Genomic DNA, 18,443 nt, shown 5'->3' with positions numbered 1-18,443 from the left:
ATTTACGGAGATGAGAACAATGGGTCAGGCCGCACCTGCCGTGGATTACGACGATATCCCGCTTTTCTCTCTGGAAGCGGTAACGATGGAGGTTCCGGGCAGGACATTGCTGCATCCGCTGACGGCAAGCTTTGCCACCGGCAAGACCATCGGTCTTATCGGCCATAACGGTTCGGGAAAATCGACGCTGCTCAAGATACTCGCGCGCATGCAGGATCCGACGGCGGGCAAGGTGTCGTTCGAGGGGCAGCCGTTAGGGAGCTGGGGCAACCGCGAATTCGCGCGAAAGCTTGCCTATCTGCCGCAATATACGCCGGCTGCCTCCGGCATGCTGGCCAAGGAACTGGTGGCGCTTGGCCGTTACCCCTGGCACGGCGCGCTCGGCCAATTCACCAAGGTGGATCAGGAAAGGGTGGACGAGGCTATCGAGCTGACCGACACCGTGGCCTTCAGGGACCGGCTGGTGGACACGCTTTCCGGCGGGGAGCGCCAGCGCGTGTGGCTGGCCATGCTGGTTGCCCAGAACGCCGAAAGCCTGCTTCTCGACGAACCTATATCGGCGCTCGACATGGCGCACCAGCTTGAGGTTCTCTCGCTGGTGCAAAGACTGTCGCGGGAAAAGGGTCTCGGCGTCATCGTGGTGCTGCACGATGTCAACATGGCGGCGCGGTTCTGCGATGAGATCGTCGCACTCCATTCCGGTAAACTGATCGCAAGGGGAACGCCGAAAGAAATCATGACGCCGGAAACGCTGGAGCGTATCTATGGCGTCCGTATGGATGTCATGACCCATGCTGCGACCGGCTTTCCCGTAGCACTGCCGTTTTGACATCGTTGCAGCAAAACAACGCCCTGACGTACTCGCCTTTAACAGGAATTCGACAGGCGTTTCCCGCCCTAACAATGTCTTAATGGCATCCTACCGCCAGTAGACATTGTTAACCGTTTTGCTTTCCTTGCACCCAATTCAGTTGTTTTGGATCGATTTCGGGGAACAAACGTTAACAGTGCGGAATTCAATATCCGGAGAGGGCAAGAAGGGCTGCTGCGGGTAGGAATAAAACAGGAGAAAATCAGATGAAAAAGGCTGTTGCCGTAACTTTTGCCGCATTGACGATGGGTCTCGGTGGAACCGTGTCCGCACTCGCTGCCGACCTTGCAAGATATGAGCCGGCTCCGCAGGAGCAGGACGAACGCAATGGCGTCAAGATCGGTTACCTCACCTGCGATATCGGCGGTGGCGTCGGTTACGTAATCGGCTCGGCCAAGGAACTGGATTGCACCTTCCAGTCCACCATGGGCGCGCGTCGCACCGACCATTACACCGGCGCTATCCGCAAGATGGGCGTTGACCTTGGCTTCACCACGCAGGGCCGTCTGGTCTGGGCTGTTTTCGCCCCGACAGCGGGTTACCATCGTGGTTCGCTCGGTGGCCTTTATCAGGGCGCCACGGCTGAAGTGACCGTTGGTCTCGGCGTTGGCACCAACATCCTCGTTGGCGGCACCTCGGGCTCCATCCAGCTTCAGACGGTCAGCGTAACGGGTCAGGTTGGCCTCAATCTCGCCGCCACCGGTACGTCCGTGACGCTCACGGCGATGAACTGATCATCGGCGTACTGCCCGGCGTATAAAGCCGGGCATTCTGTCGCATGTTAAAAAACGCCCTCTTCGTTGTCAGACGGGGAGGGCGTTGTATTATGTGGGGCATGATGATCTCGGCATTCAGAACGCTTCCGGCTTCAATGGCTTTTTTCCTCTGTATTGCTGCACCGGCATTGGCCGAAGGCAATGCGGTGCACGGGGAAAAAGTTTTCAGCCGCTGTTCCAACTGCCACAGCATCGATGCGCCTCGCCCCCGCATGGGACCGCATCTGATGGGCGTGGTAGGCAGGCCGATGGCTTCCGTGGCTGATTACGGCCATTATTCGCAGGCGCTGAAGGATGCCGGTGCCGCGGGTCGGGTTTGGACGGAGGAGGAGCTGCAAATTTTTATCTCGAGCCCTAAAAAGGCGATCCCCGGAACCTCGATGCGCTTTTTCGGGCTGTGGAGCGAAACGGATATTGCGGATCTGATCGCTTATCTGAAAACGCATCCGATGCCGCAATAACCCTTAAAGCGGTGCTTCCGAGACGATCTCTTCTGCCTCTTCCACCGTCATCGCCATCACCTTCGCGCCGATTTCGAAGCCGAAGCCGTTGCGGGCGAAGGCGGAAAATTCCTTCGACTTGCGTTTTTCATCAAGCTCGACACGGCGAAAGGGGCCGAAGGCGCGCTTGCGCGCAAAGATGACGGCCGCCACCAGATCGTTGGTTTCCTGCAGCGCGACTGCGGCCGTTTCCCGATCAATGCCCTTGATCTGAAGTTTTTGCGCAAGCCCGCGCTTCGACTTGCCGCTGCGCTGGCCACTTCGCACGGCAATTTCTGCATAAGCCGTATCGTCGAGCGCCTTGATGCCATAGGCGAAGGTCACGGCGAATTCGCCAAGGGCCTTTATCTGAGCGTGGCTGATATCCTCGAATTTTTCCCGCGCCTTGCGGGTGATCGCATCGCGCAGCTGCTTTTCCGTCATCATGCGCTGTTCCAGCCGGTAGAGAGCGGAATTGCGCGCCCATGACAGCATGCGGCTGGTGGGTTCGATGGCCTGCGTTTCGCCATCCAGTGCCATGTCGTCGGTCAGGAAGGAGCTGGAATCATCGTTCATCCCGCTTTTATAGCGCAGAGAAGTCGTCTTGCCAGTTCCCGTCCGTCATATGCCCTCCGGTTTTTCAGTGTCTCAAGGCGTCTGCGCGCCGGTTGCGGCGACGTAGACCGAATAGAGCGATTTCGTTGCGGTGATGAACAGGCGGTTCTTCTTCGGGCCGCCGAAGGTGAGGTTTGCGACCGTCTGCGGCACCTTGATCTTGCCAAGCAGCGTACCGTCAGGCGAGAAGCAGTGGACGCCATCGCCGGCACTGGTCCAGAGATTGCCCGCCGTATCCAGACGGAATCCATCAGGCAAGCCATTGTCGAGATTGCAGAATTCCCGGCCGTTTGTGAGCTTCACGCCGTCCACGACATCGAAGACGCGGATATGGCGCGGGCGGGATACATCATGGCTGTAGGAACTGTCTGCGACATAGAGCTTGGTTTCATCAGGCGAGAAAGCCAGACCGTTCGGCTGCACGAAGTCGTCGATGGCGATCGTGATCTCTCCGGTTGCCGGATCGAGCCGGTAGACGTTGCGCGTCTTCTGTTCGGGTTCCGCTTTGTAGCCCTCGTAATCGGAAAGAATGCCGTAAGTGGGATCGGTGAACCAGACGCTGCCATCGGATTTCACCACCACGTCATTAGGCGAGTTCAGCCGCTTGCCGCCGTAGCTGTCGGCAAGAACGGTGATCGAGCCGTCGACTTCGGTGCGGGTGACGCGACGGCCGCCATGTTCGCAGGAAACCAGCCGTCCCTGCCGGTCGCGCGTATTGCCATTGGTGAAGTTGGAGGGGTGGCGGAACACAGAGACCCCGCCATCTGGGACCCAGCGCAGCATGCGCTCATTGGGAATGTCGCTGAACAGCAGGCAGTTCAGATCGGCAAACCACACCGGGCCTTCGGCCCAGCGGCAGCCGGAATAAAGCTCTTCCAGTTCCGCATTGCCGACGATCAGAAGGCGGAAGCGTTCATCGTGAATTTCGTAAGGTGAGGCGTTGTCTGTGGTCATGAGCGTGGTCCGCTTGAGTGCTTGTCGTTCGGGGTTCAGCGTGTGGCCTTGGGGCCGCTTGCCAGAAGAATGACGGAAATGATGATAAGGCCGGTGAGGATGAGGCGGATACCCGCGCCGAAACCATAGGTATTCAGCATCGAGACCACCAGGAACATGAAGAGCGAGGCTCCCCAGATACCGGGTACGTTGGAATCGCCGCCCGCAACCGCCGTGCCGCCGATCACCACCACGGCGATGGACATCAGCAGATATTCCGATCCCATGTTCAGTGCCGCGCCGCCGGAGAAGCTGGCGAGCAGATAACCGGCAATCGCCGCCAGAACCGCGCAGAGCACATAGGTGACGAAGCGTGTTCCATCCACAGGAATGCCGGTCATGCGGGCTGCGAACGTGCTCTGGCCGATGGCGGAAATCCAGCGTCCGTAAAAGGTGCGGTCGAGCAGCAGCCAGGCGATGACCGAGAGGACAAGTGCGACGAGGGCAACATTCGGAATGCCGAGAGAACTCGACGTGGCAAAAGTGGCCAGTGTTTCCGGCGGCTTGATGCGCAGGCCGCGGTTGGACCAGATGGCGATGGACTGCACGATGAAGCTCATTGAAAGCGTCGCGATGATCGGTGGGATGCGCAGAAGCTTGATCAGCGTGTAATTGCCGATGCCGATGGCGATGCCGATCAGAATGGCGATCAGCAGTCCGGGCAGGATGAGACCGTCCGACACATCCATGAATTTGAGCGCCAACGTGCCTGATAGCGTCATCGTGGCGGGAACGCAGAGGTCGATATTACCAGGCCCGAGCGTGATGACGAACATCTGGCCGATGCCGACGATTACGGAAAAGGCCGCGAAGGTAAGGGCTGCGTGCGACAGGCCGAAGGAGCTTGCGCCGCCGGTGAACATGACGGTGACGATCCAGACCGCAGCCGTTGCGGCGAACGACCATATCCATGGTTTTTTCGAGATGGACGAAAGCCCGTTCATTGGTTTTTCTCCCGCTTTTCGAGACGGTTGAGCAGGATACGGAGCGCCAGCACGATGATGAGGATCGCCCCTTGCGCGCCGATCTGCCAGTCCGGCGAAATGCGCATGAAGGACAGGAAGGAACCGGCAAGGGTGAGCGTCAGCGCGCCGATGACGGCACCGATGGGTGAAACCCGGCCGCCGACGAATTCGCCGCCGCCCAGAATAACGCCGGCAATCGACAGCAGCGTGTAGCGAAGCGCGATATTGGCATCTGCCGATGTCGTCAGCCCGACGAGTGCTATGCCCGACAGCACCGCGAAAAAACCTGCCAGCGCGAAGGTGGCGGCACGTATGCCGATAACCGACCAGCCTGAGCGCTCGACGGAGCGGAAGTTACCGCCGACGCCGCGCATCAGCACACCGAAGGAGGAGCGCATGACGATGTAATGGGCGACGACCGCAATCACGATGCTGGCGACGATGGCAATTGGCACGAGCGGCGGTTTTGCCGTCATCAGCGCTCGGATGAAGACGGGGGCCTGGCCCCCGGGCGAGGGGAGGATGAGGACGGCAAGGCCGCCCCAGACAAAGCTCATGCCAAGCGTGACGACGATGGAGGGCAGGGCGCGGATGTGGATGATGGCGCCCAGCATCGCATAAACCGCAATCGCACCGGCGAAGATCGCGATACCGAGCAGTGGCGTGGTTTGCAGGAAGGTGGCGGTGACGCAGGCGCAGAAACTGACGAAGGTACCCATCGACAGATCGAGATCGTTGACGGACATGATCAGCATCTGCGCAATGGTGGCAAGTGCAATCGGCACCGCCAGATTGAACAGCAGGTTGAGTCCGTTATAGCTCATGGCGCGCGGCTGCATGTAAAAGACGGCGGCGAGCAGGAAGGCGAGCGAGGCGGCGGGAATGATGAGACGAAGGGCACTGGCGGAGAGTTTCATGCGTGGTCCTCTCCGGAAAAGGAAGCGGCCAGCACATTCTGTTCGGTGATGTCCTCTCCCACCAGTTCCGCCTGAATGGCGCCGTCGCGGAACACATAGACCCGGTCACAAAGGCGGATTTCATCCATCTCGGTGGAGTACCAGATGAAGGTGCGGCCGTGGGATGCTTCGGTTCTCAAGATATCGTAGACCTCCTGTTTGGTGCCGATATCGACGCCGCGCATGGGGTCATCCATCAATACGGTGCTGGCCGTGGTGGCGAGTGCGCGGGCGAAAAGAACCTTCTGCTGGTTGCCGCCGGAGAGCGAAAGGATTTTGTTGCCCATATCGGGCGTGCGGATTTCGATGCGCTTTTTCCATTGCCCGCCAAGCTCGGTTTCCTTGCCCCTGTCCACCATGCCTGCGGATGAAATATCCCGCAGCGAGGCGATGGAAAGGTTTTTGAGAATGCTCCACAGCGGGAAGGTGCCGTTCAGACTGCGATCACCAGCCACGAAGGCGATGTCGGTCTTGCGCGCGGGCAGCCAGCTGCTGTTGCGGGCAAGGTAGAGATCGAGCAGCGCTTCCGTCTGGCCGTGGCCGCCGAGACCGGCAAGGCCGATGATTTCACCGCGGAAAGCCTCGAAGGCGAGGCCTTCGCCCCGGCGCGCCGGCATCGAAAGCACCTTCTCTCCCGCCTTGCGGTTTTCGCCCTTTTGCCTGTCCTGTTCCTTGACGACGCTGCCCATGGCTTCCACCAGCGTGCGCGTCGTGAATTCGCCCGCTGCCCGATCAGCGACCACTCGGCCGTCCTTCATCACCATGATGCGGGTGGCTGTCGACAGAATCTCGCCGAGAATATGTGAGATCAGCAGAACGGAGCCGCCGGTGCGCACGAAACTGCGAACATAATCCATCAATTGTTCCGCAAGACCGGCATCAAGCGAGGAGGTCGGTTCATCGAGGATCACCAGTCTTGGCGCATCCGGGATTCGACAGAAATTGATGGCGATTTCCACCATCTGCCGCTCGGCGATGGAGAGTTCTGCGATCGTCAATTCGCAATCGATACCGTGGCCGGGAAAAATTTCGTCCAGCGTATGCCGGATCATGGTGAGCGCACGTCCGCGCCAGTTCCGCCCGTTCATCGCGCCATGCATGATGCGGACGTTTTCGCTGATCGTCAGGTTCGGGCAGAGCGACAATTCCTGAAACACGCAGCGAACGCCGCTGGCGCGTGCTGCCGCGATTCCTTGACGGCCTTGTTCGCCGCGATAGGAAATGGACCCCTCATGCGGCGTCAGCCCGCCATTGATGACGTTGACGATCGTGGATTTTCCCGCACCGTTATGGCCGACGAGCCCCAGGCATTCGCCCGAACGGATGACGAGATCGGCCCCATCAAGCGCCCTTACCGCGCCGAACACGACCTTCACGCCGCGCGCGGCAACGACTTCTTCCGCCTCGATGATGTCATTCATGAGCATTCACGCCAGTGATCTGAAACTTGGATAATATTGGTGGCAGTTGCGGCGCCCGTTCAGGGAGCGCCGCAATCGCTTGTGTCCGGAAATTGTCCGGCCTATTTGGCGGAGGCGATGGCCTTCTGGGCGTCTTCCTGTGAATATTCCACATTCGCGACGCCGCCCTTCTGGGTGTTCTTGAGGTTTTCCTCAAGATTGCCCTGATCGATGCGTAGGAAAGGTACGGTCAAATCCTTTTTGACATCCTTGCCGTCGAGGATTTGCTGCGCCACCCAGAAAGCGAGCGTGGAAACGCCGGGGGCGATGGAGACCGACATGGTCTCGTAGCCGCTGGCATCCTTCTGCTGCTTCCACCATTGCAACTCGTCCTCGCGGTTGCCCATGACGATTGTCGGTGTCGGGCGCTTGGCGGCGGCAAAAGCCTGTGCCGCGCCGTAACCGTCACCGCCCTGCGTCACGACTGCCGCAACTTCGGGAAGGCTCGGCAGAATGCCGGCGACAGCGCGCTGTGCGACGTCCTGCGCCCAGTCGCCATTGACCGAACCGACAATCTTGAACTGCGGGTTCTTGGCGACACCCGCAGCGATACCGGCGTGAATTTCGTCATCGACCGAAACGCCTGCAAGGCCACGGATTTCGAGCAGGTTTCCACCCTTTGGCATGGCCTTGGCGAGATAGTCGATCTGGCTTGCGCCCATGGCCTTGAAGTCTACGGCGATGCGCCAGGCGCAGGGCTCGGTGACGATGCCATCGAACGAGACGACGGTAATGCCGGCGTCGCAGGCTTCCTTCACGGCACCGTTAAGAGCGGTGGGCGAGGCGGCGTTGATGACGATGGCGTCATAACCCTGAAGAATGAGGTTCTGAATCTGCGCCGCCTGTTCGGTCGCCTGATTTTCGGCTGTCGTGAAGGCGTCAGCGGCAGCGACCTGCTTGTCTGCAACCGCCTGCTTGGTGATCTTGTCCCAGCTCGTCAGCATTGCCTGACGCCAGGAATTGCCCGCGTAATTGTTCGAAAGCGCGATTTTTTTAGCCGAGGTATCGGCGTGAGCGGTGATCGGCAAAGCTGCGCATGCGACAGCGGCCGATGCCAGAAGCATCTTTCTGAAAGCCATTGATTTTCCTCCCTGGTGGCTTGCCCTTTTTGAGCTCGGAACCCGCTTTCCCGCAAATCTCCTCGGCGGCAGGCGGAATTCCTTTGCACTGGAGCTCCTTTCCCCAGTAAAAGCGAGAATGACCAAGAAGGTTTGGCTTGTACAGGCGGATAACGGCAATCTTCCTGCGGGTTTCCGCAGAAAGGATGCGGGAACCCGCAGGACGAAACGCCACCGCCGGGCGCAGAATAGCCGATACGGGGCAGGTCGCGCCGCCACAAGTTGACAAGGCAGGCGCTTGGGAGGGTGTCCGCACATGCTGGATACGCCGAAAAGCGCTCTTTTCCATCACTATATGGGCATTTCGCGGCTGCTCGCCGGGCAGCTCGAATTCAACGCCATCATTCAGGCGGTCGCCACCGAAATCACCCATATCATTCCGCATGTCCATCTGGACGTCTGCATCAAGCAGCTGGATGACAAATTTCACATCGCCTATGAAAGCGGTCTGGCAAGCGCCTGGAGCCGCCAGCCGCCCGCCCTTCTGTCCGGCAGTCCCATCCGTTCCGTGCTCTCGGGCGAGGTGGAATACCTTTTGAGCGGCGATGCCTGCGCCGATCCGCGGTTCCATTTCGAAGGCGCATTTTCCAGCCCGATCATCGAGCTTGATCTGCATAGCCGCCTGCACGTGCCGATGAAGGTGCATGGTGACATTATCGGCGCGCTCAGTTGCTCCTCGCACCAGTCGGATGCCTATACGATGGAAGATGTCGCCAATGCCCGCGCGGTTGCGGATTTGCTGGCGCCCTATTTCTACGCCATCCGCGCCGCCGAACAAGCCAAACGGTCTGCGATCGAGGAAGCGCGCGCCAATGCCCGCGAGGAGGGGTTGCGGCTGGGTGCCCTGCAATTGACCGAGGCGCTGGAGGCCGAGCGGCAGCGGATCGGCATGGATTTGCACGACCAGACGCTGGCGGACCTGACGCGGCTTGCACGACGCATCGAGCGGATGAGCCACGCATCGGACGTGTCGGGCGAGATGCTGGAACCGGTGGTGCGCAGCCTGCAGCATTGCATGCAGGATCTGCGCGAGATCATTGAGGAAGCTAAACCCTCCATCCTGCAATTGTTCGGCGTCGTGCAGGCCATCGAGACCTATGTGGATCGCTCCGTGCGCGATAGCGGCTCTTCTATCGACTGGTCGGTTACGGACGAGACCGACGGGCTTGTGGAGACACTCGACAAGACGGTTGCCATCTCGCTGTTCCGCATCGTGCAGGAGGCGGTCAACAACGCCATTCGTCACGCGCAGCCGGAAACGATTGCGGTGACACTGTCGTTGACGGATGGCGGGTTGCGGGTGACCGTGAGCGATGACGGTAGCGGCCGTGGCGAGGGGGCTGTCTCTGGTGGCCTCGGCATCGGCAACATGAAGACGCGGGCACGGCTGATTTCAGCCAGATTCGATATCGGTGGCAATGGCAAAGGCGCTGGAACCCGCATTACCGTGACGTTGCCGGAAGGCGCTTTCGACCGGCGGGAGGAAATATGACTTGGACGTGCTGATCGTTGAGGACGATGCGCTGCACCGCGCCTATCTGAACGAGGCGGTGAGAGCCGCCCTGCCGGAATGCGACAAGGTGCTGGAGGCGGCAAACGGCAGAACAGGCGAAAAGCTGGCGCGGGAAAACCGCGCCGCCCATATCGTCATGGATTTGCAGATGAACGAACGCAACGGCATCGAGGCGGCGCGCACCATCTGGAAGGAGCGGCCGGACACCCGCATACTGTTCTGGTCCAACTATTCCGACGAGGCCTATGTGCGCGGCGTTTCCCGCATCGTGCCCGAAGGTGCTGCCTATGGCTACGTGCTGAAATCAGCATCTGACGACCGGTTGCGGCTGGCGTTGCGCAGCATCTTCATCGAGGCGCAATGCGTGATCGACAGGGAAGTGCGCGGCCTACAGGAAAAAAGCCTTGGCAAGGCGCATGGCTTCACCGATTCCGAATATGAAATCCTTGTTGATGTTGCGCTGGGACTGACGGACAAGGCGATTGCGCGCCGTCGCAACCTTTCACTGCGCAGCGTGCAGAACCGGCTGCAAAGCCTCTACGAAAAGCTGAACGTCCATCAGGCGGCCGGAGATGACGAGGCGGAAGGCCGTTATAATCTTCGAACCCGCGCCGTCACCGTCGCTTTCCTGCGCAAGCTGTTGAATTACAGCGCGCTCGAAAGGGCCGAGCGGGAACTGGGCGAATGGGCGACTAGCCGCTGATCATCACGGCAGGAAGGCAAGCAGGCGTCTTTCATCGGCCCTGAGGCCCGAGACCGGCTTTGCGCCCACCTTCAGAATACGGCCAAGCTTCTTCTGCGCCTTCTCCTCAGTCGCTATATCGAGAACGGCGGGATGTACGTAGCTCTTACGGCAAATGGCGGGTGTGTTGGACAGTTCCACCGCCGCTGCCTGACACATGCCCTTGATGCTGGGTTTTTCACCCGCCGCCACATGTTCCATCGCATGACAGAAGGCCGCAAGCGTTCCGCCCCAGGTACGGAAAGTCTTGGCGGAAATGCCTTGTCCGCCGACGCGGGAAAGATAAGCGTTGAGATCGCTTGAATCGACGGAATGAACCCGGTTTTCACTGTCCTGCCAGACAAACAGCTCCTTGCCGGGCAGATCGGCGATTTCCTCGAGGATTTTTTGAAGGCGCGGGTGGCGCAATTGCCGCTTCACCTTCTGCCCGCCCTTGGCTGCAAAGCGCAGTTCGATTGTCTCGCCGAAGGACACGTGGCGCTTGAGCAATGTGGTTGCGCCATAGGTGCCGTTGGTTTCGAGATAAGAACGGTTGCCGACGCGCAGATAGGCGGCATCTAGAAGCAGCGTCAGGGCCGCCAGTGTCATGTCCTGACCGTGATCCTGTTTTGCAATGTCAGCCATGGCGCGTCGCCGGATGGCGGGCAGCGCCTTGCCGAAGCTTTTCAGCTGAAAGAACTTCGTCTCTCCGCGCAATGCATGCCAATCGGGATGGTAACGATATTGCTTTCGCCCGCGCGCATCAAAGCCCGTTGCCTGCAAATGCCCTGATGGGTCGATGCATATCCAGACATCCCTGTAGGCAGGCGGGACGCCGAGCGATTTGATACGCTGCAACTCCACGTTATCGGACAGCAGTTCCCCGCCCGGTAACCGGTAACAGAAACCGCGCCCGCGCCTTTCTCGGGCTATGCCCGGCTCCTGATCGTTGACATAGGCTAGTCCGATTTTGGCAAGAAGGCGGGTGGGCGGTTGTGGCATCGTTTTTTCCGGCAGGTTTCATGCTGCAGCAAACGAAAAACAGGCCACCTTCGTTCCGGTGGCCTGTCATGTGGATCATCTGTTTTTATCAACCGGCTTTGGCGATCCGCAGGATCTGCGACTCGCCGCCGCCGCGCTCCTCGGTTACGGCATAGACCGCGCCATCCGGCCCGATCTTCACGTCGCGGATGCGCGCTTTCAGCGGCAGCCGGCTTTCGGTCGCGACCTTGTCGCCATCGAGATGCAGGATGACGAGGCCCTGGCTCACCAGTCCGCCGACGATGAAGGCTCCCTTCCATTCGGGAATCTGGTCGCTGTTATAATAGGCCATGCCGGAGGGGCCGATGACCGGGTCCCAATAATAGGCAGGCTGTTCCATGCCCTCTTTGGCGGTCACGCCTTGGCCAACCGCCCCGCCGCTATATTCGATACCGTAGGTTATGACCGGCCAGCCGTAGTTAAGGCCCGCTTTCGGCAAGTTCAGCTCATCGCCGCCCCTCGGTCCGTGTTCCACGGTCCAGAGCCTGCCTTCTCCGTCCAGTGCTGCCGCCTGCAAGTTGCGGTGGCCATAGCTCCATATTTCGGGAAGAGCGTTCTGCTGACCCGCGAAGGGATTGCCTTCGAAAGCCTTTCCTTGCGTATCGATACGGAAGACCTTGCCGAGGCCGCTGGACAAATCCTGCGCCTGCACGCGCGGCGTCGCATCGGAACGTTCGCCGACGGTGACGTAAAGCTCGCTATTCGGCCCGAAGACAAGCCGGGAACCGAAATGCTTGTCGCCGTCATAGGTCGGCATCTGGCGGAAAATCACCGAGACATTTTCAAGTTTGGCTGCACCGCCTTCCTCGGTCAGTTTGGCGGAGGCGACCGAGGTGCCATTTCCACCGTCGCGCGGTTCGGAGAAGGAGAAGAAGATCGTGCGCGATGTTTCGAAATCCGGCGCGAGCGCTATGTCAAGAAGTCCGCCCTGTCCGGCGGATGCGACTTCCGGCACGCCCGCGATGGCAGGGCTGGCTTTCCCGTCTGCGACAATGTGAATTGCGCCTTCCTTGGCCGCCACGATCATGCGGCCGTCGGGCAAGAATTCCATCGACCAGATGTGCGGTAGGCCCTCGGCAATGACGGTTTTTTCGACGTCGGGCTGGGTGGCGGCCTGCGGCGCACGGGTCTGACCCTCGAAAGCCGGTTTCTGATCCGGCGCATTGGGCCGTTTCGTCTCGACTGCCGGGGCGGTCTGTGCGTGGGCGGCGCCGGCAAGTGGTACGGCAAGCAGCGCGAATAGCATCGTCGAACTCAGAAATCGGTTGTTGCGGAACATGGGTCTCCCTTCCTTTGTCTGCATCGGGCAGAGAACCATTTGGGGAGGAATTCGTTTCTTGCGATAGTTTCAAGAAAACTTGATGAGGCCGTGTACGGGCAGCATCCTCTTTTTTCATCCATGTGAACTTACAGGGAACCGCAAGCCCGCGCCTACGTTTTCACCCTGGTTACACGGAGGGCGCCGCCATGCAGATCATCGACAACAAGAACATAAACGGGAACAGAGCCAAGCCAATTCTCAATGTTGCGGAGTTTTGCCGCCGTTACCGGCTGGACAAGGCTGAGGAGACACGGTTGAGAAGGCTGTTCGGAGAATTCGCATCCCGGCACGAACTTTTGATGAACGCACAGCGCAAGCCGAACTTCCGCTGATCATTCCTCCGGATCGAGAGATTTTCCGAAAATCATGAAAACATCATATCGGGTGTTCTTGCCCGTTATCTGGTGAGACGGCTTGCGGATGCCGGGCATCGGTTCGGCGCGCAGAGGCCATTTTAGAATCACCCGCTTCGTCGCATGTTCAAGCGCCGCCTCCATCAGTTCCACCTGATCGGGATCGGAACCAACCAGTTCCCGCAGCACCCGCATCTCCTTTTTGACCAGCGCCGTGTTGTGACGCGGCGGATGCATTGGGTCGACGATCACCACCTCCGGCGAAAGTTCTTTCAGCAGAAGCCGGGAATCGCCCTGCAGCAGCGTCATGCGGGAGGCAGCCTCGGCATAGGCTCCACCCGCCTCCAATGCGCGGCGAATGCCGTCAGCAAGGTGCGCGTGCATACCGGGTGAACGCTCTATCAGTGTGACGTCCGCGCCGAGAGATGCGAGCAGAAAGGCATCGCGCCCGAGCCCTGCCGTTGCATCGACGATTTTTGGCGTGCGGCCTTTGGTGAAGCCAGCGGCTTTCGGCAGAGCCTGTCCGCGCCCCTCGCCGGAGCGGAAACGGTGACCGACCGCACCACCGACAAAATCCACCACGAAGCTTTCGTCTTGTTCTTTCATCGCAGGCCTCAGAAGGGGCAGGGCACGGTATAGGTGACGTCGCGGCCATCCGGGTGACGAAAGCCCACCGCCTCGGCATGCAGCATAAGACGCGGCGCGGCGGCAAGCGCCTCACCTTCTGCATAAAATTCATCGCCAAGGATAGGGTGGCCGAGAGCCTTCATATGCACCCGCAATTGGTGGGTGCGGCCGGTGAGAGGGGCAAGTGCGAGCCTCGTCGCGGGAAGCGGCAATCTTTCCAGCACGCGCCAAAGGCTTTGCGCCGGCTTGCCATGTTCATGGTCCACCCGGTGGCGGGGCTTGTCCTCGGGGTCGATTGCGAGTGGCAGGTCCACCTTGCCCTCTTCACCCTCGACTTCGCCCCAGACGACGGCGACATAGGATTTGCGGGTCTGGCGGTTCTCGAACTGGGCGGCAACTGCCGCGTGCGCCATGCGGTTCATCGACATCAACACGATGCCTGATGTGTCCTTGTCCAGCCGGTTGATCATCAGCGCTTTCGGAAACTTTTTCTGCACGCGCGTCAAAAGACTGTCGGAGAGCGCTGGATAGCGCCCCGGCACCGACAGAAGTCCGCTCGGCTTGTCCAGCACCAGCAGATCGTCATCTCGGTGCACGATGGTGAGCCACGGTTCGAGCGGCGGATTGTAGACGGGGTTGGAAAGCTCAGATGACATTGCGCTTCCTTAGCACAAATCGGGCATGGGGCCAGATGCCTGCCTCGCAATATGATCAGTCTGGAATATGAAGATTGACGCGGCCACTGGTGAGGTCGCTGATGAGCCGTGTCAGACGCCCCGCTTCCTCCGCGGGAACCGAAAGCTGCATATCCGCGCCTGTGCCGGTGAAATCCTCCTTCTCCACACGCAGGTTCTGCGTGGCGGCGAGGCGCGATTTTACCAAGGCCAGATCTGAAAACGGGCAGCTCAAGGTCGCGCTGACATAGGCGATGACCGGTGACGTCTCGCCAAGCCGAAGGCAGGCCGCCGCCGTGCCGCCATAGGCGCGAATGAGGCCGCCGCTGCCGAGCAGAATGCCGCCGAACCAGCGGATGACGAGGACCGCAACATTGTCCAGCGCCTGACCGTCGATAGCCTGAAGGATTGGCTTTCCCGCCGTGCCGGAAGGCTCGCCGTCGTCACTGAAACGATAGGTCTGGCCGGTTCGCCATGCCCAGCAATTGTGGTTTGCATCGAAGTCAGAATGCGCCGCAAGGAAGCTTTTCGCATCCTCCTCGCCAGTGACAGGTGCTGCAAAGGCAACGAAGCGGCTTTTCTTGATATCCTGCGAAAAGGTGACGGGTCGGTCGAGCGTGAACATGCGCGTTTCAATATCGCATATATTCGCGCGCGGAAATCGGTATAAGGCCACAATGGCTAAGATGCGATGGAGCGGGTTTTGAAGAAGGCAAGGCAGGTCGCGATTGTCGGCGGCGGGCCGGCGGGCCTGATGGCGGCCGAAATGCTGTCTGCGGCGGGCCATGCCGTGACGGTATTCGAAGCGATGCCGACCGTCGCGCGCAAATTGCTGATGGCCGGCAAATCCGGTCTCAACATCACCCATGCCGAAGACTACGGCAATTTCCTCCACCGTTTTGGCGACGCGGAGCAAAAGCTGCGCGCAGCCCTCGATGATTTCACGCCCGGCATGCTGCGTCACTGGGCGCAAGGTCTGGGGCAGGAGACCTTCGTCGGCACGTCAGGCCGGGTGTTTCCGACCGTCATGAAGGCCTCGCCGCTGTTGCGGGCATGGCTTGCCCGGCTGGAGGCGCACGGCGTTATCATCAAGACACGGCATCGCTGGATGGGTTTTTCCGCAGACGGGCTGGTTTTTGCGACACCGGAGGGTGACGTTTCCATCAAGGTCGACGCCGTTCTTCTGGCGCTCGGCGGCGCAAGCTGGCCGCGTCTGGGTTCGGATGCCGCATGGGTGCCGGCACTCGCGGCTGAAGGCGTGGAGCTTAACCCTTTCCGCCCCGCCAATTGCGGCTTTGATGTCGATTGGAGCGATGTCTTCCGGCAGCGTTTTGCCGGTGAGGCGTTGAAATCCGTCACCACCATTTCCCCGGCCGGAGCGTTTCAGGGCGAGTTCGTGGTGACGCGGCACGGCATTGAGGGCAGCGTCATCTATGCCCATTCCGCCGCACTTCGCGACCAGCTGGAACACACGGGAAAGGCGACACTCGCTGTCGATCTGGCGCCGGGACGCAGCGTGGAGCGCCTTGGCCGGGATCTGGCAAAGCTTGGCCGCAAGGAGAGTTTTGCAAACCGGTTGCGGAAGGCCGTGGGCCTCTCCGCCGTCAAGGTCGGACTTCTGCGGGAAATCTTTCACGATATCTCGGCGATGCCGGATGATCTGGTCGCCGCAAGAATCAAACATGCGGAGATACCGCTCGCACGGACGAGACCGATTGCCGAGGCGATTTCATCGGCTGGGGGCGTTGACTGGCAAGGTGTCGATGAGAACTACATGCTGAAAAAACTCCCCGGCATTTTTGCTGCCGGGGAAATGCTGGACTGGGAGGCGCCGACCGGCGGTTATCTGCTGACCGCCTGTTTTGCCACCGGCAAGGCCGCCGCCAGGGGTATGACCAAATGGCTAGACGGCTTGGCCTAACCGGCCTCGGCCAATTTTTTTTCCGCACTTGGCGTGGTCCTGACGAGGCAGCGCATGATGGCATCTGTGGTGACGGAGCCGAGTGACTTGCCGTTTTCGCCGATGATGACGGCACTGCCGACATCCTCCCTGACGAGCGCACGCAAGCCTTCCTCGACGGTCATGTCCGCATCGAGCTGAAGACGCGACTGGCCGGTAAACTCCGGCTGGACGATGGCGCCGAGACGAATGACCCGGCCGCGATTGACCTCTTCCACGAAGGCTTCGATATAGCTGTCCGCCGGGCTCATGACAATTTCGGCTGCTGTACCCTGCTGGATGATCTCGCCGTCGCGCAGAATGGCGATCTTGTCTCCCAACCGAAGGGCCTCATCCAGATCGTGGGTGATGAAGACGACGGTCTTCTTCAGCTCTTTCTGCAACTCGAGCAGTACCGTCTGCATGTCGACGCGGATGAGTGGATCAAGCGCCGAATAGGCCTCGTCCATCAGCAGGATTTCGGCGTTGTTGGTCAGCGCGCGGGCGAGACCCACGCGCTGCTGCATGCCGCCTGAAAGCTGGTTCGGATAATGGCTCGAAAAGCCTTCCAGCCCCACCCGCTTGATCCAGATGTCTGCTTTTTCTTCCCGCTCGCCCTTGTCGACGCCCTGCACCTCAAGGCCATAGACGACGTTTTGCAGCACGTTGCGGTGCGGCAGCAGGCCGAATTTCTGGAATACCATCGCCGTCTTGTGGCGGCGGAATTCCAGAAGTTCCGCTTCGTTGAGGCGACAGACATCCGTTCCGCCATAAAGGATTTCTCCCGCTGTCGGGTCGATCAGGCGGTTGACGTGGCGGATCAGCGTCGATTTTCCCGAGCCGGAAAGGCCCATGATCACGGTGATCTGCCCGCCCGGCATGGTGATGTTGATGTCGCTGAGGCCGAGCACGTGGCCGTGCTTGGCGTTCAGTTCCGCCTTGGACATGCCACCCTTCACGGCGTCGATGTAATTCTCCGCCTTGGGGCCGAAAATCTTGTAAAGGCTGCGAATTTCGATCGATTGACTAGCCATGCGCCACTTCCCGGTGTTTTTGCAGGCGAAGGCCGTAGGCCTGGCTGATGCGGTCGAAGATGATGGCGATGCCGACGATTGCCAGGCCGTTGAACACACCGAGCGTGAAATACTGGTTGGCGATAGCCTTCAGAACCGGCTGGCCAAGGCCCTGAACACCGATCATGGAGGCGATGACGACCATGGCGAGCGCCATCATGATTGTCTGGTTGATGCCCGCCATGATGGTGGGGAGTGCAAGCGGCAGCTGCACCTTGAAAAGCTTCTGGCGCTTCGAGGAACCGTAAGCGTCTGCCGCTTCCAGCACGTCCCGGTCAACCATGCGGATGCCGAGATTGGTAAGCCGGATCATCGGCGGAATGGCGTAGATCACCACGGCGATGACGCCGGGGACCCGGCCGATGCCGAGCAGCATGACGACGGGAATGAGATAGACGAAACTCGGCATCGTCTGCATGACGTCGAGAATGGGGTTTACGATACTCTGCAGGCGGTTGGACCGCGCCATGGCGATGCCAATCGGCAAACCGATCACGATGGAGAGCACGGCGCAGACGAAGATCATCGAGATCGTCTTCATCGTGTCTTCCCACATGCCGAACCAGCCGATGGCAAAGAGAATACCGCAACATAGTGCAACAACGGTGGCGCTGCGGCTGGCAAACCAGGCGAGTACGCCGACAATAAGAATAACGACCGGCCAGGGGGTGCCGATCAAAAGCCTTTCCGCCCAGATGAGGAAGCTCTGGAGCGGTGTGAACAGCCCCTCTATCGTGCCGCCATAGGCTCTGGTGAAACCCCGAAACCCCTCGTCGATCACTTTCTTCAGCGCACGCAGGGCATCGTCATTCATGGTCGGAAATTTGAAAAGCCAATCCATATCCTGTTCTCCACGACGAACCGGGGCCGGCGGGCAATATCCGCCGCGCTCCGGAACTTAAAAACGGCCGGGCGCCGCCATTGGCGGGCCAAGCTGTCGACCACATA

At 60.0% G+C, this 18,443-nt stretch carries 20 protein-coding genes; 7 read left to right on the top strand and 13 right to left on the bottom strand.

Annotated features, from left to right (window positions below; all coding sequences use genetic code 11):
* Positions 1-19 precede the first annotated feature (19 nt).
* The 3 genes from CRO62_RS07505 (at position 20) to CRO62_RS07495 (ending at position 2,108) form a co-directional block, all read left to right on the top strand.
* On the top strand, positions 20-829 hold the full coding sequence (locus CRO62_RS07505; protein ID WP_097099756.1) for an ATP-binding cassette domain-containing protein: 810 nt from the start codon (positions 20-22) through the stop codon (positions 827-829).
* 248 nt (positions 830-1,077) lie between these two features.
* Entirely contained in the window at positions 1,078-1,605 is a 528-nt protein-coding gene (locus CRO62_RS07500; protein ID WP_004431668.1) for a DUF992 domain-containing protein, read from the top strand.
* A gap of 92 nt (positions 1,606-1,697) precedes the next feature.
* On the top strand, positions 1,698-2,108 hold the full coding sequence (locus CRO62_RS07495) for a c-type cytochrome (protein ID WP_097099755.1): 411 nt from the start codon (positions 1,698-1,700) through the stop codon (positions 2,106-2,108).
* Between the two features lie 3 nt (positions 2,109-2,111).
* Here CRO62_RS07495 and recX read toward each other — a convergent pair whose 3' ends face one another.
* The 6 genes from recX to CRO62_RS07465 form a co-directional block, all read right to left on the bottom strand.
* Positions 2,112-2,702 carry a recombination regulator RecX gene (gene recX / locus CRO62_RS07490; RefSeq protein WP_097099754.1) on the bottom strand — a complete coding sequence of 197 codons (591 nt, stop codon included), beginning with the start codon at positions 2,700-2,702 and terminating at the stop codon, positions 2,112-2,114.
* Positions 2,703-2,774: 72 nt separating this feature from the next.
* Complete coding sequence (locus CRO62_RS07485; RefSeq protein WP_097099753.1) at positions 2,775-3,695, bottom strand: SMP-30/gluconolactonase/LRE family protein; 921 nt, start codon at positions 3,693-3,695, stop codon at positions 2,775-2,777.
* Between the two features lie 35 nt (positions 3,696-3,730).
* Entirely contained in the window at positions 3,731-4,678 is a 948-nt protein-coding gene (locus CRO62_RS07480; protein WP_097099752.1) for an ABC transporter permease, read from the bottom strand.
* Positions 4,675-5,616 (bottom strand): ABC transporter permease, encoded by a 942-nt coding sequence (locus tag CRO62_RS07475; protein WP_097099751.1) that lies wholly within the window; start codon positions 5,614-5,616, stop codon positions 4,675-4,677. The genes CRO62_RS07480 and CRO62_RS07475 overlap by 4 nt, the downstream gene beginning before the upstream one ends.
* Positions 5,613-7,076, bottom strand: coding sequence for an ATP-binding cassette domain-containing protein (locus CRO62_RS07470; RefSeq protein ID WP_097100420.1), 1,464 nt, complete (start codon positions 7,074-7,076; stop codon positions 5,613-5,615). Before CRO62_RS07470 ends, CRO62_RS07475 begins: the two co-directional genes overlap by 4 nt.
* A gap of 101 nt (positions 7,077-7,177) precedes the next feature.
* Positions 7,178-8,194 (bottom strand): ABC transporter substrate-binding protein, encoded by a 1,017-nt coding sequence (locus CRO62_RS07465; protein WP_097099750.1) that lies wholly within the window; start codon positions 8,192-8,194, stop codon positions 7,178-7,180.
* 295 nt (positions 8,195-8,489) lie between these two features.
* Here CRO62_RS07465 and CRO62_RS07455 point away from each other — a divergent pair, with 295 nt between their 5' ends.
* Both CRO62_RS07455 and CRO62_RS07450 read left to right on the top strand, forming a co-directional pair.
* Positions 8,490-9,725, top strand: coding sequence for a sensor histidine kinase (locus tag CRO62_RS07455; protein ID WP_097099749.1), 1,236 nt, complete (start codon positions 8,490-8,492; stop codon positions 9,723-9,725).
* Position 9,726: 1 nt separating this feature from the next.
* On the top strand, positions 9,727-10,449 hold the full coding sequence (locus CRO62_RS07450) for a response regulator transcription factor (RefSeq protein WP_097099748.1): 723 nt from the start codon (positions 9,727-9,729) through the stop codon (positions 10,447-10,449).
* Positions 10,450-10,452: 3 nt separating this feature from the next.
* On the opposite strand, the gene CRO62_RS07445 is transcribed toward CRO62_RS07450, so the two are convergent.
* Together CRO62_RS07445 and CRO62_RS07440 are read right to left on the bottom strand one after the other, a co-directional pair.
* Complete coding sequence (locus tag CRO62_RS07445; RefSeq protein WP_097099747.1) at positions 10,453-11,469, bottom strand: DNA topoisomerase IB; 1,017 nt, start codon at positions 11,467-11,469, stop codon at positions 10,453-10,455.
* A gap of 88 nt (positions 11,470-11,557) precedes the next feature.
* Entirely contained in the window at positions 11,558-12,787 is a 1,230-nt protein-coding gene (locus CRO62_RS07440) for a PQQ-dependent sugar dehydrogenase (protein ID WP_097099746.1), read from the bottom strand.
* A 188-nt stretch (positions 12,788-12,975) separates the two neighbouring features.
* On the opposite strand from CRO62_RS07440, the gene CRO62_RS07435 reads away from it, so the two are divergent.
* The gene (locus CRO62_RS07435; protein WP_097099745.1) at positions 12,976-13,161 is read left to right on the top strand and encodes a hypothetical protein; all 186 of its coding nucleotides are present in this window, start codon (positions 12,976-12,978) and stop codon (positions 13,159-13,161) included.
* Here the strand turns inward: CRO62_RS07435 and CRO62_RS07430 are convergent, their stop codons facing one another.
* From CRO62_RS07430 to CRO62_RS07420, 3 genes are read right to left on the bottom strand one after another with little or no spacing between them, the layout of a single operon-like run.
* Positions 13,162-13,788, bottom strand: a complete 627-nt coding sequence (locus CRO62_RS07430; protein WP_097099744.1) for a class I SAM-dependent methyltransferase — start codon at positions 13,786-13,788, stop codon at positions 13,162-13,164.
* Between the two features lie 8 nt (positions 13,789-13,796).
* The gene (locus tag CRO62_RS07425) at positions 13,797-14,465 is read right to left on the bottom strand and encodes a pseudouridine synthase (protein WP_097099743.1); all 669 of its coding nucleotides are present in this window, start codon (positions 14,463-14,465) and stop codon (positions 13,797-13,799) included.
* Positions 14,466-14,520: 55 nt separating this feature from the next.
* Positions 14,521-15,108 (bottom strand): IMPACT family protein, encoded by a 588-nt coding sequence (locus tag CRO62_RS07420; protein WP_097099742.1) that lies wholly within the window; start codon positions 15,106-15,108, stop codon positions 14,521-14,523.
* A 66-nt stretch (positions 15,109-15,174) separates the two neighbouring features.
* On the opposite strand from CRO62_RS07420, the gene CRO62_RS07415 reads away from it, so the two are divergent.
* On the top strand, positions 15,175-16,404 hold the full coding sequence (locus tag CRO62_RS07415; protein ID WP_097099741.1) for a TIGR03862 family flavoprotein: 1,230 nt from the start codon (positions 15,175-15,177) through the stop codon (positions 16,402-16,404).
* Here CRO62_RS07415 and CRO62_RS07410 read toward each other — a convergent pair.
* Both CRO62_RS07410 and CRO62_RS07405 read right to left on the bottom strand, forming a co-directional pair.
* Positions 16,401-17,456, bottom strand: coding sequence for a quaternary amine ABC transporter ATP-binding protein (locus CRO62_RS07410; protein WP_097099740.1), 1,056 nt, complete (start codon positions 17,454-17,456; stop codon positions 16,401-16,403). The two genes, CRO62_RS07415 and CRO62_RS07410, sit on opposite strands and share 4 nt — an antisense overlap.
* Positions 17,449-18,336 (bottom strand): ABC transporter permease, encoded by an 888-nt coding sequence (locus CRO62_RS07405; RefSeq protein WP_097099739.1) that lies wholly within the window; start codon positions 18,334-18,336, stop codon positions 17,449-17,451. Before CRO62_RS07405 ends, CRO62_RS07410 begins: the two co-directional genes overlap by 8 nt.
* Positions 18,337-18,443 lie beyond the last annotated feature (107 nt).

Source organism: Rhizobium sp. AN6A, assembly GCF_900215635.1.
Classification (GTDB): Bacteria; Pseudomonadota; Alphaproteobacteria; order Rhizobiales; family Rhizobiaceae; genus Agrobacterium; species Agrobacterium tumefaciens.
Note: the sequence above shows the minus strand (reverse complement) of the source record. Positions and strands in the feature narration are given on the sequence as shown.

What these genes read in the sequence shown, in the direction of transcription:
- CRO62_RS07505 (WP_097099756.1), top strand. Translation starts at nt 20, where the DNA reads ATGGGTCAGGCCGCACCTGCCGTGGATTACGACGATATCCCGCTTTTC.
- CRO62_RS07435 (WP_097099745.1), top strand. Translation starts at nt 12,976, where the DNA reads ATGCAGATCATCGACAACAAGAACATAAACGGGAACAGAGCCAAGCCA.
- CRO62_RS07440 (WP_097099746.1), bottom strand. Translation starts at nt 12,787, where the DNA reads ATGTTCCGCAACAACCGATTTCTGAGTTCGACGATGCTATTCGCGCTG.
- CRO62_RS07500 (WP_004431668.1), top strand. Translation starts at nt 1,078, where the DNA reads ATGAAAAAGGCTGTTGCCGTAACTTTTGCCGCATTGACGATGGGTCTC.
- CRO62_RS07485 (WP_097099753.1), bottom strand. Translation starts at nt 3,695, where the DNA reads ATGACCACAGACAACGCCTCACCTTACGAAATTCACGATGAACGCTTC.
- CRO62_RS07415 (WP_097099741.1), top strand. Translation starts at nt 15,175, where the DNA reads ATGGAGCGGGTTTTGAAGAAGGCAAGGCAGGTCGCGATTGTCGGCGGC.
- CRO62_RS07480 (WP_097099752.1), bottom strand. Translation starts at nt 4,678, where the DNA reads ATGAACGGGCTTTCGTCCATCTCGAAAAAACCATGGATATGGTCGTTC.
- CRO62_RS07495 (WP_097099755.1), top strand. Translation starts at nt 1,698, where the DNA reads ATGTGGGGCATGATGATCTCGGCATTCAGAACGCTTCCGGCTTCAATG.
- CRO62_RS07410 (WP_097099740.1), bottom strand. Translation starts at nt 17,456, where the DNA reads ATGGCTAGTCAATCGATCGAAATTCGCAGCCTTTACAAGATTTTCGGC.
- CRO62_RS07445 (WP_097099747.1), bottom strand. Translation starts at nt 11,469, where the DNA reads ATGCCACAACCGCCCACCCGCCTTCTTGCCAAAATCGGACTAGCCTAT.
- CRO62_RS07465 (WP_097099750.1), bottom strand. Translation starts at nt 8,194, where the DNA reads ATGGCTTTCAGAAAGATGCTTCTGGCATCGGCCGCTGTCGCATGCGCA.
- CRO62_RS07470 (WP_097100420.1), bottom strand. Translation starts at nt 7,076, where the DNA reads ATGAATGACATCATCGAGGCGGAAGAAGTCGTTGCCGCGCGCGGCGTG.
- CRO62_RS07475 (WP_097099751.1), bottom strand. Translation starts at nt 5,616, where the DNA reads ATGAAACTCTCCGCCAGTGCCCTTCGTCTCATCATTCCCGCCGCCTCG.
- recX (WP_097099754.1), bottom strand. Translation starts at nt 2,702, where the DNA reads ATGAACGATGATTCCAGCTCCTTCCTGACCGACGACATGGCACTGGAT.
- CRO62_RS07420 (WP_097099742.1), bottom strand. Translation starts at nt 15,108, where the DNA reads ATGTTCACGCTCGACCGACCCGTCACCTTTTCGCAGGATATCAAGAAA.
- CRO62_RS07405 (WP_097099739.1), bottom strand. Translation starts at nt 18,336, where the DNA reads ATGGATTGGCTTTTCAAATTTCCGACCATGAATGACGATGCCCTGCGT.
- CRO62_RS07455 (WP_097099749.1), top strand. Translation starts at nt 8,490, where the DNA reads ATGCTGGATACGCCGAAAAGCGCTCTTTTCCATCACTATATGGGCATT.
- CRO62_RS07430 (WP_097099744.1), bottom strand. Translation starts at nt 13,788, where the DNA reads ATGAAAGAACAAGACGAAAGCTTCGTGGTGGATTTTGTCGGTGGTGCG.
- CRO62_RS07425 (WP_097099743.1), bottom strand. Translation starts at nt 14,465, where the DNA reads ATGTCATCTGAGCTTTCCAACCCCGTCTACAATCCGCCGCTCGAACCG.